This is a genomic window from Paraburkholderia sp. JPY465 (genome assembly GCF_050436725.1).
Lineage (GTDB): Bacteria > Pseudomonadota > Gammaproteobacteria > Burkholderiales > Burkholderiaceae > Paraburkholderia > Paraburkholderia youngii.
In genome coordinates this window covers 1,768,384-1,782,755 of the sequence record NZ_JBNDMT010000002.1, presented here as the reverse complement: position 1 = coordinate 1,782,755, position 14,372 = coordinate 1,768,384, and the positions used below count along the sequence as shown (strand labels likewise).

Genomic DNA, 14,372 nt, shown 5'->3' with positions numbered 1-14,372 from the left:
CGAGCTGTACGCGTTCAACCTCGTTCAGCGTCAGCCGTCGTTCGCAAATCTTGGTCTGGCGCCAGCAGCTTTGTGATGCGGAAGGTGTGCGCATGCCGCCGCACTGATTGAGTCTGCTTCGCGCCGGCCGCGTACGACTGCTCATAAAGCAGTCGCCTTTCAAGCTCTGAGGCTCGCCGATCAGCCAAAGCCCTTCTCCGCCTTGTCAGGCCGGCGGGTGCTATGTCGACGCAATCCGGCAGGCAGACGTGTCCGCTGGCCGTGATAAGGGCGTTTATCACGGCAATCGTCTTTTTTGCCGCGCCAAATCGGGTTCTCTTGCGTTAGATTCGTGCGTAATCCACACTGGAACTCCCGCCCTGCGCTTTGCGCGGCCGGCTATTCCCGACCTCCCCGCCTCGCGCTGGACTCCGCTGCCGGAGGTCCCATGTCGCGCCCCGCCGCCGTCACTGCCGATGCGATCCGCACGACTGTCCTCGCGATGCTCGCCGAAGCCGGCGAGACCACGCCTGCGTCCGACGCCCGTTTCCGCCGGATCGTATCGGTCCGCAAGCTGCGCGCACGGCTGGGCGCGGGCGATCCCGCCACCCTGTCGCGCCATCTGAACGCCATCGAAGCCGAACTCGTCCACGCAGGTCTCGCCGGTTTTGCCATCCCGGACGTGCCACCCCCGATCGCCGCACAGATGCGCGCACTGTGGGAAGCTGCGGTCGCGACCCAACTCGGAGACGTCGTGCGGCTGCGGCACGACGCGGAACAGGCCAGGGAGACCGCAGACGCCGCACGGCACGAAGCTGAACTGCGCACGGAGCTGCTTCGCACCGAACTCGCCGACCTGCACACCCAGCTGGCCGCGCGCAATGAAGAACTACTGGGGCTACGACTCGAAAGCCGCGCGCTCCAGGAGCGAACGCGCCTGCTCGAATCCGCGACTGCCGAGCTCCAGTCTCAACTTGCCAATGCCGAGGAGGCTGCTGCGCAAGCGGCCAAGACGCATGCAGGCGAATTGGCAGCCGAACGGGTGCGCTATGACGGCCTCTCGAAGCAGTTGTTGCGCGAAACGGCACACCAGCGCGAGACCTTCCAGACCGAACGGGTACGCCTCGAAGCGGAACTCGCGCGCGCGGCCGAGCGCCTCGCGGCCTTTGAATCGCTGCGGGACCGGCTGCTCACCGAACTGGCAGAAGAGCGCAATGGCCGGCAGCGCGCCGCGGCGGAGGCGGCCGCACTCCGCACCGTGGTGGAGCAGCAGCGGCAGACGCTGGCGCTCGTCGGCACCGCGACGGCAAAGCAGCAAGCGGCCGGTGGCCGGCGGCCGGCGGCCGGCGCGCAGCGCGACCCGAACGACAACGGCAGCCGCCAGCACGTCGCCGAGGAGAGCGCGATGAATCCGTCCGACTGGGTCGATACCGGCTGCCGTCCGCCACAGCGTCTGCCGGGGTCCGTCGAGGCCGCGCTCGCGTACCTCGCGCACGCATTCGGCCACCCGCTCTATCTCCGCTGGACCCTCTCTGCACTCAAGCGGGGCTGCCCGTCGCTGGCCGACGCGAAGCGGGAGCACCCCGCCGTGTTCGCGCTGCTGCTCGAGCACGATACCGCGATCGAGTACTGGGAGCGCGGGCGCCTCAAGGTCGTGCCCGAAGCTTCGGCGCCCTCCGCTACGGTGGTGCTCGAACGCGTCCTGCGGCAGCACCGCCGGCGCTTTCGCGTGGCAGCGGTCGAAATGGCGCCGGACAGCGCTCGTTTTGCAGCCGTCATCACGCCGGACGCGGTGTGGATGCCTGCCAGCGTCGACCCGGCCTGGCTTGCCCGTGCGGGGCGCTTCGCGAACCCTGTCGCGCTGACCAATACGCTCGGGGTCGGCGATGACACGCAGGCCGTCCGCCTCTTCCTGCGCGAGCGGGCCTCCCACTCGCCCCACACACTGCGTGCCTATGTAACGGAACTGCGGCGCCTGGCTACCTGGTGTCGGGGCGAGCGTCTTGGCCCCTTCTCGGATCTCACCCGCCAGGACCTGATGGCATACCGCGATGCCGTGCAGGCGCCGCAGGCCGACGCAGCGGGAAATGTGCGGCGCGCCGCCCCGGCCAGCGTCTCCCGTGCTCTCGCCGCGGTCTCGAGCCTGTTCGCCTGGTGGCACCGCACCGGGTATCTTTCGGTCAATCCGGCCGACGGACTGGCCGCCGGGCGACGCGCCCGCATGACGTGGACGCCGGTGCGGTTTTTGCCCGCCGCCGCGCTCGCCCACTGCGACGCGGTCGCGGCCGGCGACGCGCCGGCGGACGTACCGTCCACGGTCTGGGCCCGACGCCGGGCCATCTGGACGCTGTACCGCTTCGCCGGCGTGCGGCTCGCGGAACTGGCGTGGCATGAGGATCGGGCGCTGCCGCACATTGAAGTCGACGAGGCCGGCCAGTGGACCCTGCACGTGCTGGGCAAGGGCCACCGGCCCCGCGCCATCCCGCTGCCGGCCGCCTGTCTGCCCGCGCTGCGTGCCTACCGGGGCGCCGTGGGACTACCGGCCGACCCTACCACGAACGAACGCCTGCCGCTGATCCACAGCGAGCGCGGTCGCGCACTCGGCGTGAGTGGGCTTTATGACGAGGTGCGCGCCGTGTTTGCACTGGCCGCGCCGCGTGTGCCGATGGAGGACAGCGCAATGCGCGCGGCCCTGGAGCGGGCCTCCACGCACTGGCTGCGCCATGGCTATGCCCGCACGCTTGTGGTGGATCACCGCGTGCCGCTACCGGTTGCGCAGGCGCTGCTGGGCCACGCGTCGGTGCAGACGACGGCGGCCTACGCGCGCACTGATATTTCCCAGCTCAGGGAGTTTGTGGAGGGAAGTTTTCCAACCAATGCTCGCTAAATTGCGCGATAGAACTCGCGCACGCATTCTTTGGCAGTTGCCGGAGGGATCTCTTGCAAAGACCAGCCGAAAAGAGTCTCCACTAGTCGCGCGACTCCATTCAAACCACTGGTTAGCGTAGCTGACCGTCGCAAGCGTCAAAATGCGCTTGCAGAGCACCGTAGCGACCAAGATCGGCCCACTGGCGACACAGAGCAAGCGCGGCGTTACCTGTGGCGTGCGCGGTCTTACCGCGTTGCCAGTTAGCAAACAGGTCCGACAAGACACCCATGGGAAGATATCCACCTTGCGGCAAACGAAAATGATCCACAAGGACATGTTTCCGGCTCCGCTCGGGGGCGATCCAGAATTTTTTCAGATACGCCTGAAAATCGGTTTCCGGTTCGACATAATGGCCCAAATGCTCCACACGAACGGAATTGCGATCGTGATCCATCTTATCTGGTGTGTCCGCCGCTCCCAGCTGATGCGGCGCGCCAACCTCTTCGCCGCTGCAGTCTACACATGCGTGTCGGCGCGACCCTGACTTGCCGATCCCTGATCTACCAACGACACGGAAAACCGGCAACCTACTGTCTGCTTTTAAGCTGCCAAGAACTCGATCCGTTGAGGTATCAGATTGCGCACGTGGAACGTAGAGCTTCTCCAAACTCCCTTCATATGCCGAGATACCGGTAATTAAAGGATTTGTCACGTTTCCTCTGTCCGAAAGCTCCTGCATTTTGCACCTCCCCAACATCGAAGCATTGCTGCGAAACCGAAGCAACGCAGTACCGGATAGCTCTAACTGTACTCGGTCGTCGATGATTTGCAATGCAGGTGCCGACGACTGCGGACCTGTAAAATCATTCGAAACTGTCAGATAGATCTTCATTTTCGGTTTGCGAACGAATACGTGCCAATGCTCAATCACGCGGCCCGATCTACTTCACGTCTAGCTTGAGCGAGTAGCGGATAGTCGGCCCATCGATACACGACTCCCAGCTTGGTCAACTCAGCCTCCACACGCCGCCGCGATGGATTGATGCCAGAAGCTATCAATCTTCCAATAACCTTCTTCAAATGCCCAAGCAACATAGTACGTCGCGCCTCACTTCGATCGGCGCGGTCACGTGCCCTACGGTCGCGCGCCTTCCCTGAAATCTTGCACGCGAGTTCCGGAAACTTCGCATGCAGTTGTGACGGATCAATATCGAGCTTCCTTGCTGTCTGCTCCCAACTCAGGCGGAATCCATCTGAATTCACCATCGTTCGAAGCTTTTGCTCAATTGACAGCCAGTTTCGCTCCAAACAGGCGGTTCGACGCGGAGTATATTCAACGGCATACTTTCGACGCTCCAGGCTATCCGGCCAGGCATCGGAATGCGCACAAAGCCAGTCAGCCAAATGAATCTGAAACCTTTCACACATATCGAAGACCGTTTGAATTGAGGGAGTCACAAGACCGCCGCGCCATTCCGATAAGCTAGAAGCGGATTTTTCACATATGCTTGCGAATCGCTTCGCATTGCCTCCGGCAACCCGATCAATACCTGCTTCAATCACCAACGCCAAGCTCTCCCGTGAGATCTTGTGAAGCGATGTCTCTGGGACGTCCAGCAACGAGGCAAATTCGCTAGCAATCCATCTTTCCCGAGCGCATTTTCGACTGCTGCGGCCTAAAAATCTCCGATATCGAGGCATCTCCATTCCAAGCCACTGATGGCAGTGAGCACAGCATCCCGAGATAGAGCGGCGGCAAGCTTCGGCGCAGTGTCTGTATTGACATTCAGGACAAACGTTGGTTAGCGGGACGTCATGGACAGGGCACCATTCCACAAGCCTTATCGACCAGATCAAGCGCTCGTAAATATTTCCATGGGCGAGCAAATCATCCTGAAGGCAGACAGGACACCACCGTCGGGCACGCCCAACCAGTCCAAATGGATCGCGCAAAACGCTGGCAAAAGGCAAAAGCGTGAGCGCCCCAAGGTCCGTTCGCCCAGTAAGATCATTGAGACGTTCGACCCAGTACCTTGCTGTCTCTCCGTGCGCATTAGCCAGCGCCAGATGCTGGCCTGACGCGAAGGGTCGACGAGTAGCGTCCGAGCTCACATTGCCGGCAGGCCACCGCACTAACTCTTTCACGATGACGTCCACCGGCAGCAGCGAATTGCTTGCGATTTGGACCACGTAATCGGTCAATTTCTGACGAGCTGAACCGACACAGCTGACCGGCCTGAGATGAAAGACCGTTCTATCAGGACAATGATGACCGTTCACCAGACAGTCCTCCAACATCAATATCCGCTGTTGATTTTCCCTGCCTCCGATCTGACGCTCAGGGTTTCTGCACTGAATGCCGCATCATCCAAGCGGCCGAGCGACGATCATCCGTGGAAACGCCTGATCTCCTCCCAGTAGATCTTCTCTCCTTTTGGAAACAATCCTCTCCCAAGTCGAGTCGCTACTCTCGTTCGCGTTGCCGGCAGACCTTCCTCGATCAGTTGCTCTATGCATACACGAATTCTTTCCCTGAGCTTGGATCTGTTTATTGCACCAGACGCCTTGCGCCTCTCCGCAGCCGCGTCGCGTACGCGACGATACACGTCGGGAAGTCGCTTCTTGAAGGTTTCAGCTGTCATGTACTCCAGCCGCGCGGCGTCGGTCACACCACGCGGTGGCCGGTCGCTTTCCAGCCTTGCAAGAATCCGAGCCCCTACGGCATCCCAATCGCACCAATAGGACCTCGTCCGGAAATCTGAATCCCGATGAATGTCGAGGGGCAGTTCTCGAACACAACAACGATCCCATGCGTCGACCTCCCCGAGAAGCCACGCACGCATGGGTACACCATATATCCAGGACAGTGAACTGATGACGGTGAGTGACATCCTCCTCCATCCGCCCACCCAGTTTTTGACAGTTTCGCAACCAAATCGCAGATTCTCGGAGAACACTTGCGGTCTCCCACGACACGCTTTGGCTATCGCCAATCGCATCATGAGACGCACATTTTCATGTGAAGCTCCTTCTATCTGATCGGGATTCATATCCAGAAGATTGCCAAAATCTCTTGCTACCCAGAGTTGATATTCCGATGCGACACCTTCGGATTCCACGACATCGTCGGTCCTCTCGTCACCCAAAAAGTGTTGGCAAAATCCACAGTGCCCCGGCAGACAATCCCTAGCCAGCTCATTCGTCTGGGAACGGCCACAGTGAGGGCAGATGCAATCGAGAAAGCTCCCGTGTAACGGGCAGACCACGACTTGCCTGAGCGACCACAGCAGGCGTTCGTATGGTAGCTGCCCCAAAACCAGGTCCTCTTGAAGACAACGCCTACACCACATGCGGCGTGCATGCAGATGCGCTCCTCCGCCGAACCGGACGAAATCCGCAAAGGGAAGGAGCGTCAAGCCTTCGATATCCGTTCGTCCGACAAGCTCACTCACTACCGAGACCCAGTTTCGTGCGCAATCCGCAGCTCCGTTAATATTGGGAGCCTTGCTGGGATCGACCGCCCCTTCCCTGCAACGAGCGCCAAACGGAAATGGCCCAAAGTGGTCGCGGAGTGCGTGCGGCTTTATCAATGACGTGATCGCAAGCTCTTGCACGTAGCTGGTCAGCCGCTGGCGCGCCCATGTCCCGTTCGCACGGGGCTCAAGAAGAAAAAGCGCGCGCGGGCGCACCCGGTAATGCGGATCGAAATCAATCACGACTGCTCCTCGGCGCACCTCGCGAAGGCGTCACTCTGCCGGGACGACGGCCGCGCTTCTTTGCGGCCTTTGCTGGAGCGCCGTCGGAGCCGTCAGCACCGTTCTCCCTCGTCTTAGGTGCCCCCAACTTGCGCTTATCGTTTGGATGCTGAACTCCTTCAACCTTCAGGTACCCATCAAACATCTCTAGCTCAAGCTTCTCGAGCTGCGCGGGCTTGTAGTAACTTTCGCTAAGGATTTCCTTATCGATCGGCCGCTTTTCCTTATCTGAAATTGCGATCGCGTTAATGAGGATTTTCTTCAAAAGCCCTGTCGTGCGTAGGGATTGTTTTGAAAGATCCTCAGCGAATGGTTCAAGGTTACATCCTCCCTTCACAGGCATAATATCCTGAAACGCATATAGGACTTCAGCGAACTCCTTCACCTGCTTCGGTAGATAAGGTGCCATATGAATTACATCACCGCGACGGGCTAGTTGACCGGTTTGCAGTACCAGATCATATAAATCGTAGGCTCCCGATAGGATCATTGTCGTGCTGGATTTGTTCACCATGGACCGAAGCGTGTTCGATTTCTGGCGAACTCGTTCCGGTTTCGACGAAGCTATAATCGCAGACCCTTCATCAAAAAAGAGAACGAATGGTTTCCGCTCTTGAATAGAGCGGCGCAAACGCGCTCTATATACTGACACAGTCGGCGCTCGTCGCTGAGTGATATCCGGTAGAAAAAACTCCCGACCACAGATTACTTTTTTCACCTCAGGCAATGTATTCGAGATGAGGGGAGCCTGGAGCGCTTCGAGGATCTGTTCATAGAAGTCCTTAAAGTCAAACCGTCCATCTTCTCCAGACCATGCCTCTATCAATGCAGACGGAATGGTATGCATATCTTCCGGATGAGATTTGAAGAATTCTTCGCTTACCTTACGATGCAGTACATCTCCAACGGACGATTTTCCGACGCCCGCCGGACCCACGAGCACCAACATCGTTCCAGGCAGACCACACTCGATCGCCGCCTCGATTTTTTCCATGACATCATCGAAAATATTGTGACTCACGATCGCATTCTTGAAATATTCCAAGCGAACCTTGAGAGGGGCTCTCAGGACGTCTTCCGGGCATCTTTCCACGGTCTTGTTATTTGTACCTTTTGGCATGGTAACCTCCAGATTTGAGCAATCGCATCTGTTCGGCAAGCGACGCCTCCTCTTCCGCCCCACCGGAAGACTTTGTTTGCGCAACATCATCGTCAAGTTGCTTGTCTCCAGCTTCTTCATCCGGATCCGAATTTTCTTGCTCCCACTGATTTGCAGCAACGCGCTGAGTCCACTTCCGATCCATACTCTCGACTATTCCCGATACTGCCATATTCGCTTCGTACTGAGATTCAAGGACCCTGCTATGGAGAATGAAATTTTCCTCAGCTTCGGCTAACGAAATCGGCTCAGTCGATGAACTGTCGGCATCGGTCTTAACGCGTAACATTGGATACCATTCACCTTTCACATCTGCGTAAATTATGTTGGGATCGATTGGGTGATTCTTAACTTGCACAGACAACCCGTGGTATAGAGGACTCTCCAAGCGAGGATTTCTGAATTGAGAATGATCCGTCCGTATTCCGCGCTGGCAATCAAGCTTTCGCGTATTTCCTCGCACTGTGGGGAACGCAAAAGGAATGCAATCTTTAAGATATCGCTTTCGCCCAGGACGTCTACCAGCTCCATCGAGGCCTTTCTCAAATTTCTGTCGTGGCGACATGCATAACGTCCCATGACGTCTCTTGTCATAGATATCAAAGAAAAACTCTTCGAGCCCATCGTAGAGTTCCTCGAGGGTATGTCGCGCCAAAACGGTCGGGTCGGATTTTCTCGTCAAACTTCTTGGGTTTCTTCGAAGCTTGGTGTTGCCGTAAAGATTGTGGATGAACGCCGCCTGCGACATACCGAAGAGCCTCTCAATTACATCACCTTCCCGACATGCGGAGGTCTTTCTCGGCTTTTCTCCTGAGCGGAGAAAGCGAAGCATCCACTTGAAGTCAGCAGCCCCAAACTCCGATCCTCCATCAAACACCACAAATTCTGGTGCGCGCTCGACTCGTCGTATCATATCCATCAACGCAGCCATACATGACAGATATCTTGGCTTGCGAAGTGAAAGATAGAATCCCAATATCCTTCGGCTAAATGCGCATATAATCAGGGTCAAAATTGGTCGCTTGAGAGATTCCCCAGTTTTCTTTGACACCACTTCTATCTCCAACTCAGTATGGTCGATATGAACGTACTGCATGGGATAGTCACCATGCACCGGGGTGTCGTGACGCAGGACCCAGACGAAGCGGGATGCTTGGTAAGCAGCTTTCTCGCCTGCCCGCTTCCTTATTGTTTCAACGTCTGTCTCTTTGGCTACGCGACGAAGAAATGTGACCTTGGTGATTTTTTCACCGATCGCCTCCAATCGCTTTCCGAGTTTTCCGTAAACAAACCACTTCTTTGGCCCGCGAAGCGATTCATAATCTTCCTTAAATACTTTTTCTATTTCCGTCTCTACCTCGTCACTCAATCTCTTTTTCCGATTTCCCCTGTCTGGCCACTTCGGCAAGAGAGCCGCGAGGACATCCTCCCCTGCTTGTAGAGCGCTGGCTCTTGCTTTTCGGAAGCTTCTGTACGACCTATCCGAATAAGCCTCGGTGACTCGAAGCGATCGATCACCGCGCTCCCACATCTCTAGCAGTTCAAGCTTATTGATAGCATTCCGTACCGCGCCCAATGATGCATAACGCCACTGAGACTCCAAGCACAACGCGTCATCATTTGGTTTTGGCAGGCTGACAATAGTTATTTCGTTGTTGCGCCAGTAGCGCACAAGATCCGCCACCGGAACAACGATCGGCTTTCCATCGTCGTCCGGAGCAAGGAACGCGTCAATGTTGCCACGCACCGCGACCGTAAAGGCATGTGAACACAGGACAAGTCTAGTTCCAACAGAAAAATCTGGAGGCGAATGGGTCGATTCAAGCGCTGCAAGCCTACGCTCCCACTGATACGCCTCTCGATACACATCTCGGCTTTCGAGATCGCGAAACACCATAAAGCGATGGTTTTCACACACGAAAGCGCTCGAAAAATCGGCAACTATGTTTCCAGTTGCTATTGCGGCATAGAAAACATTGATCTTGTGCAAAGGAATCGCCGTTCGAAGTTCCTCCAGTGTGGCAAATGAGACGCGGCCGAAAAACTCCTTCACTTCGCGGACAAAGTGCGAAGGAACGTCCTCTCCATCAACCAAGTACGATCGCAGAAAATTTCTGTTCCGACCTGCGGTCGCATCGATCTCCTCTGCAATGCGGAGCCTGTAAGTTAGCTTTAGTTTACTGGCCGCCTCCTCGAGAGGAGGGCATCTGATGACCGTACCTTCTCTTTTGTAGCGAGCCGGATTGCGCTTGCATTTTGCATTCACGGAATCCAGCGTGATCCAGTCATCCAGGTAGATGCATGAAGAAGTGAAGACTAGAAACCCTTGCGACCAGTTGAAACAAATCTCCTTCCCTCCACGCCCTCTATACTTGACATGCAGTTCAAATGGACTGTCGAGATAACCTAGAACTTCATCGTCGAACAAGTAAGCATTTGCTGCCGCCCTCTCGACCGCGTTTGCGACATGGATAACCAACTCCATTTTCGGACAGGGCATTTCCATGGGTGCATGGAAGCGGTTAGGCTGCAAGTCTCGCGCAGGTCGCCGAAAGCTATCGAGTATGCGCCTCCTTGTCGCAGGAGGTATATCCAGTTCGTCAAGCAACGAGTACAAACGATCCTGAGAGAACACATTCATTCGTACACCTAATTCTAAATTCAGAACAGATATCGCCAGCGGCGTCATCAACCCCGAATATAGGCGCGACCTAGAGAGCCGTGCCAAGCTCAAGGCAACTGACGGAATCACTTGACGACGAGCTATGCTAACGCTAGAAACTTGCACTGTGCTGGTCAAGCACGGGAGGCTCGACAACTACGCACGCGAGCAGTTGGTGTCCTTCGCGTTGCGGCAAACGTCGCCGGTCGAGCTTTGTCGCACAACGCTTTGCACCTGATTGACGCGGCTTCGGCACGTGTCGGCAATGAGGATGTAACTAAATGTAAATTTCTCGCCTTATTATTAAACCAATTAACTTCCAGGCGGAAGTTTTATGGTTACCTCTACAGGATTTAGCAAGCGGCGACTCGATGTTCTTATGGCGGAAGGCAGCCGGAGTCGAACCGACCTGAGAGCGTCTGACGCCCTCAACTGGGTTTGAAGCCCAGCCGCACCACCGGATACGAATGCCTTCCTACGGTGATTGAATGACGCGTGCCCGATAGAAACAGGCCGCAAAAGCCGGATCAACGCAGATCGAGCCAGCGGCTATCCGTGCGCACGAGGTGCAGGCCACGGTGGAAGCGAGTATACCCAACCCGGTCGAAGAACTCCAAAAGCTGGATCGCGCGTTTTCGGCCGAGTCCGGTCGCGTCGCGAAACGGCGCGGCCGCCACGGTGCCGGCGTTCTTCTGCGCCTCCGTCGCCGCGATCGACGCAAGTTCGCGAATCACCTGCTGGTGATAGAACAGGTCATGCACGACCTGGAACAGCTCGCCCTGACGCGCGAGCTTGCGCAGCAACTGTCGCATGCGCTCCTCCGGCACACCGTGCGCGTTTGCGAGCTCGCGCACCCACGGCGGATCGAAACGTCCCGCCTCGATCTCGGGCAGCAGCGTCGCGGCAAGCGCCTGATCGGCTGCGTCGAGTGTCACGGTGTGGTCGGGCAAGTGCAGCCACGGTCCGCGTCTGACGAGCTCGCCACGCGCCGCCGCATCGTCGACCAACGCGCGCCACAGCGCGTCGTCGACCAGTGGCGCCGCGATGCGCCGCAAGCGCGACACGTCCGGGCCCAATTCATCCGGCGAGCGCTCGTGATATTGCGCGAGCGCGCTCGTCACGCGCCCGGCAAGGGCATGCCATGTCGCGTCCGCGAGCAGCAGTGCGTCATGGCCCGGTAGTTCGATCGTGCGCGTCCCGGCGGGCAACGCGAACGTGGCTGCCGGCATGCCCGTCAGGCGCTCCAGCAACGCCCGCGACAAACCGTGCGGCGCGCGCGCGAACAGCGCATCGAGCGAGCCGGTGTCGAGCAGCGTCTGTATCGCGTCGAGCCGGTCGAAGCGTTCCGCCGAGCGCCGCTTGCGCGCCGGAGCGAACGGATCGAGCACGTGCCCGCCGCCCACCGTGCGATTGGCCTGAGCGTTACGCACGACGAAGCGATCGCCCGGCACCGCGCACAGCGGCCGTTCGAACACCAGTTGCACGCGCGCGCGCTGACCGGGCGCGAGCGTATCGCCTTCGAGCAGCGCGACATGCGCAACCTGATGCTGCGTGCCGAGATGCACATGCAGCGGCGTCCAGTGTTCGAGCGGGTGCGGCGCGTCGGCGAGCAGCGTCAACGTGACGTCGATACGCTCACTGCCTTGCGACAGTCGCGGATCGACGATCCAGTCGCCCCGCTCGATCGCACTCCTGTCGATGCCCGCCAGATTCAGTGCGCAGCGCTGACCGGCGCGGCCGGTTTCGGCGGGGCGATTCTGCGCATGGATACCGCGCACACGCACCGGCTGATCTTTCGGCGCGAGCAGCATTGTGTCGCCGACGTTCACGCTGCCTGCTACGACGGTCCCCGTCACGATCGTGCCCTGCCCCGCGAGCGTGAACACACGATCGACGGCGAGGCGGAACAGGCCGTCATCGCGCTTCGTGCGCCATGCAGCGGCCTGTTCGCGCAGATGCGCATTCAACGCCGCGACGCCCGCATCGCCCGCGCGCGTCGCGCAGGTATCGAATACCGGCGCGTCGCGCAGCACGCTATCGCCGACGAACGCAGTCACTTCGTCGTGCACTTCGCGCAGTCGCTGGTCGTCGACGCGATCCACTTTCGTCAACGCGATCGCCCCGTGCCGGATGCCGAGCAGTTCGACGATCGCCAGATGTTCGCGGGTTTGCGGCATCACGCCGTCGTCGGCGGCGATCACGAGCAGCGCGAAGTCGATGCCGCTCGCGCCCGCGGTCATCGTATGCACGAGCCTTTCGTGGCCCGGCACGTCGATCAGACCGAGCACGTCGCCGTTCTCGAGCGGCACGTACGCGTAGCCGAGCTCGATCGAAATGCCGCGCGCTTTTTCTTCCTTGAGCCGGTCCGTATCGACGCCGGTCAGTGCCTTCACGAGGCTGGTTTTGCCGTGGTCGATATGCCCCGCTGTACCGACGATCATGCGTGCCTGTCCTTCAGTTGCTTTCCGGTTGCGCGATTAGCTGTGCGATCAATTGCGCTTCGTCGGCGGCTTCGAGGCAGCGCAGATCGAGCCGCAACGCGTCGTCCGCGATCCGGCCGATCACCGGCCGCGCCATCTCGCGCAACTGCTTTTCGAGCGCGAGCAGATGACGGCCGCCGCGCTTGCCGTCGCTCATCCTGATGACGAGGCCATGGCTCGGCAGCACGTCGACCGGCAATGCGCCGCTGCCGATCTGGCTGAACATCGGTTCCGCCGCCACGGTGTAGCGCGCGCCGATCGCCTGCTGCAGCGCCGGTAGCACGCGCAGCGCGGCAGCGTGAATGTCTTCGGCGGCACGCGTGAGGAGCCGTAGCGTGGTCAGCCGCTCCGTCAACTTCTCGGGCGCGCGATACAGCCGCAGCACCGGCTCCAACGCCGCGAGCGTCAGCTTGCCGACGCGCAGTGCGCGCTTCAACGGATGCTTCTTGATCTTCGCGATCAGATCGCGCCGCCCGACGATCAACCCGGCCTGCGGCCCACCGAGCAGTTTGTCGCCGCTGAACGTGACCACATCGGCGCCCGCCGCGACGGTCTCGCGCACCGTCGGCTCGCGCGGCAAGCCCCATTCGGCGAGATCGACCAGCGTGCCGCTGCCGAGATCGACAGCGACCGCGAGCCCGCGCGCGTGCGCGAGCGGCGCGATCTCGTCGATGCCGACTTCCTTCGTGAAGCCGCTGATCGCATAGTTGCTTGCGTGGACTTTCATCAGCAGCGCGGTGCGCGCGTTGATCGCCTGTTCATAGTCCTTCAGATGAGTGCGGTTCGTCGTGCCGACTTCGCGCAGCTTCGCGCCCGCGCGGCTCATGATGTCGGGAATGCGAAACGCGCCGCCGATTTCGACGAGCTCGCCGCGCGACACCACCACTTCCTTCTTCGCCGCGAGCGCGGACAGCGTGAGCAGCACCGCGGCCGCGTTGTTGTTGACGATGGTTGCCGCTTCGGCGCCGGTCAGCTCGCAGATCAGACCGTCGATCAGGTCGTCGCGGTCGCCGCGCATGCCGGTGGCGAGATCGAACTCGAGGTTGGCCGGTTGCGTGAGCGCGGTCATCACGGCGCGCACCGACTCGTCGGGCAGCAGCGCGCGGCCGAGGTTCGTGTGCAATACGGTGCCGGTCAGATTGAATACGCTGCGCAGCCGCGACGCGTTGCGTGCGAGCAGCGCCGCGGCGACCGCCGCATGCAGCTGCGGGGTATCGAGCGCGCTCACCGCCGGGTTGGCCGCCGCATCGCCCGATTGCGCGCTGATACGCCACGCATCGAGCGCATCGCGCAGCGCATTGAGCACCTGGGTGCGCCCGTATTCGCCGATCAGCGGCGCGAATTCCGCCGACGCCATCACCTTGTCCACCGACGGCACGCGCGCCATCAGCGCACGCAATTCCGAGCTGCTCACATCGCTCACGAGCAATCCTTATGTCGTGTTGAACTTGCGTCCGGCCAGGTCGCC

Annotated in this window: 9 protein-coding genes and 1 tRNA gene; 2 read left to right on the top strand and 8 right to left on the bottom strand. The window is 59.6% G+C overall.

What is annotated here, in order from left to right; genetic code table 11:
• Positions 1–427: 427 nt before the first annotated feature.
• Complete coding sequence (locus tag QFZ94_RS10195) at positions 428–2,866, top strand: DNA-binding protein (protein WP_429456606.1); 2,439 nt, start codon at positions 428–430, stop codon at positions 2,864–2,866.
• 112 nt (positions 2,867–2,978) lie between these two features.
• On the opposite strand, the gene QFZ94_RS10190 is transcribed toward QFZ94_RS10195, so the two are convergent.
• Both QFZ94_RS10190 and QFZ94_RS10185 read right to left on the bottom strand, forming a co-directional pair.
• Positions 2,979–3,740 (bottom strand): hypothetical protein, encoded by a 762-nt coding sequence (locus QFZ94_RS10190; RefSeq protein WP_429456604.1) that lies wholly within the window; start codon positions 3,738–3,740, stop codon positions 2,979–2,981.
• 35 nt (positions 3,741–3,775) lie between these two features.
• Positions 3,776–4,819, bottom strand: coding sequence for a TniQ family protein (locus QFZ94_RS10185; RefSeq protein ID WP_429457753.1), 1,044 nt, complete (start codon positions 4,817–4,819; stop codon positions 3,776–3,778).
• Between QFZ94_RS10185 and QFZ94_RS10180 the strand changes: the two genes are divergently transcribed.
• The gene (locus QFZ94_RS10180) at positions 4,724–4,927 is read left to right on the top strand and encodes a hypothetical protein (protein WP_429457795.1); all 204 of its coding nucleotides are present in this window, start codon (positions 4,724–4,726) and stop codon (positions 4,925–4,927) included. The two genes, QFZ94_RS10185 and QFZ94_RS10180, sit on opposite strands and share 96 nt — an antisense overlap.
• A 308-nt stretch (positions 4,928–5,235) precedes the next feature.
• Here the strand turns inward: QFZ94_RS10180 and QFZ94_RS10175 are convergent, their stop codons facing one another.
• The 6 genes from QFZ94_RS10175 to selA form a co-directional block, all read right to left on the bottom strand.
• Positions 5,236–6,564 carry a hypothetical protein gene (locus QFZ94_RS10175; protein ID WP_429456602.1) on the bottom strand — a complete coding sequence of 443 codons (1,329 nt, stop codon included), beginning with the start codon at positions 6,562–6,564 and terminating at the stop codon, positions 5,236–5,238.
• Positions 6,557–7,723: an AAA family ATPase gene (locus QFZ94_RS10170; RefSeq protein WP_429456600.1), complete on the bottom strand. Its 1,167-nt coding sequence runs from the start codon at positions 7,721–7,723 to the stop codon at positions 6,557–6,559. Before QFZ94_RS10170 ends, QFZ94_RS10175 begins: the two co-directional genes overlap by 8 nt.
• Complete coding sequence (locus tag QFZ94_RS10165; protein WP_429456598.1) at positions 7,704–10,268, bottom strand: hypothetical protein; 2,565 nt, start codon at positions 10,266–10,268, stop codon at positions 7,704–7,706. Before QFZ94_RS10165 ends, QFZ94_RS10170 begins: the two co-directional genes overlap by 20 nt.
• A 536-nt stretch (positions 10,269–10,804) precedes the next feature.
• Positions 10,805–10,900 (bottom strand) — tRNA-Sec (locus QFZ94_RS10160).
• 51 nt (positions 10,901–10,951) lie between these two features.
• A complete protein-coding gene (selB, locus tag QFZ94_RS10155) occupies positions 10,952–12,865 on the bottom strand; it encodes a selenocysteine-specific translation elongation factor (RefSeq protein WP_429456596.1) in 1,914 nt (637 codons plus the stop codon).
• Positions 12,866–12,878: 13 nt separating this feature from the next.
• On the bottom strand, positions 12,879–14,327 hold the full coding sequence (gene selA, locus QFZ94_RS10150; protein WP_410852742.1) for an L-seryl-tRNA(Sec) selenium transferase: 1,449 nt from the start codon (positions 14,325–14,327) through the stop codon (positions 12,879–12,881).
• Positions 14,328–14,372: the final 45 nt, after the last annotated feature.

Bases quoted from the DNA above. Each gene is read 5' to 3' on its own strand.
- QFZ94_RS10195 (WP_429456606.1), top strand. From the start codon at position 428: ATGTCGCGCCCCGCCGCCGTCACTGCCGATGCGATCCGCACGACTGTC.
- QFZ94_RS10190 (WP_429456604.1), bottom strand. From the start codon at position 3,740: ATGAAGATCTATCTGACAGTTTCGAATGATTTTACAGGTCCGCAGTCG.
- QFZ94_RS10180 (WP_429457795.1), top strand. From the start codon at position 4,724: ATGGGCGAGCAAATCATCCTGAAGGCAGACAGGACACCACCGTCGGGC.
- QFZ94_RS10170 (WP_429456600.1), bottom strand. From the start codon at position 7,723: ATGCCAAAAGGTACAAATAACAAGACCGTGGAAAGATGCCCGGAAGAC.
- QFZ94_RS10165 (WP_429456598.1), bottom strand. From the start codon at position 10,268: ATGGAAATGCCCTGTCCGAAAATGGAGTTGGTTATCCATGTCGCAAAC.
- selB (WP_429456596.1), bottom strand. From the start codon at position 12,865: ATGATCGTCGGTACAGCGGGGCATATCGACCACGGCAAAACCAGCCTC.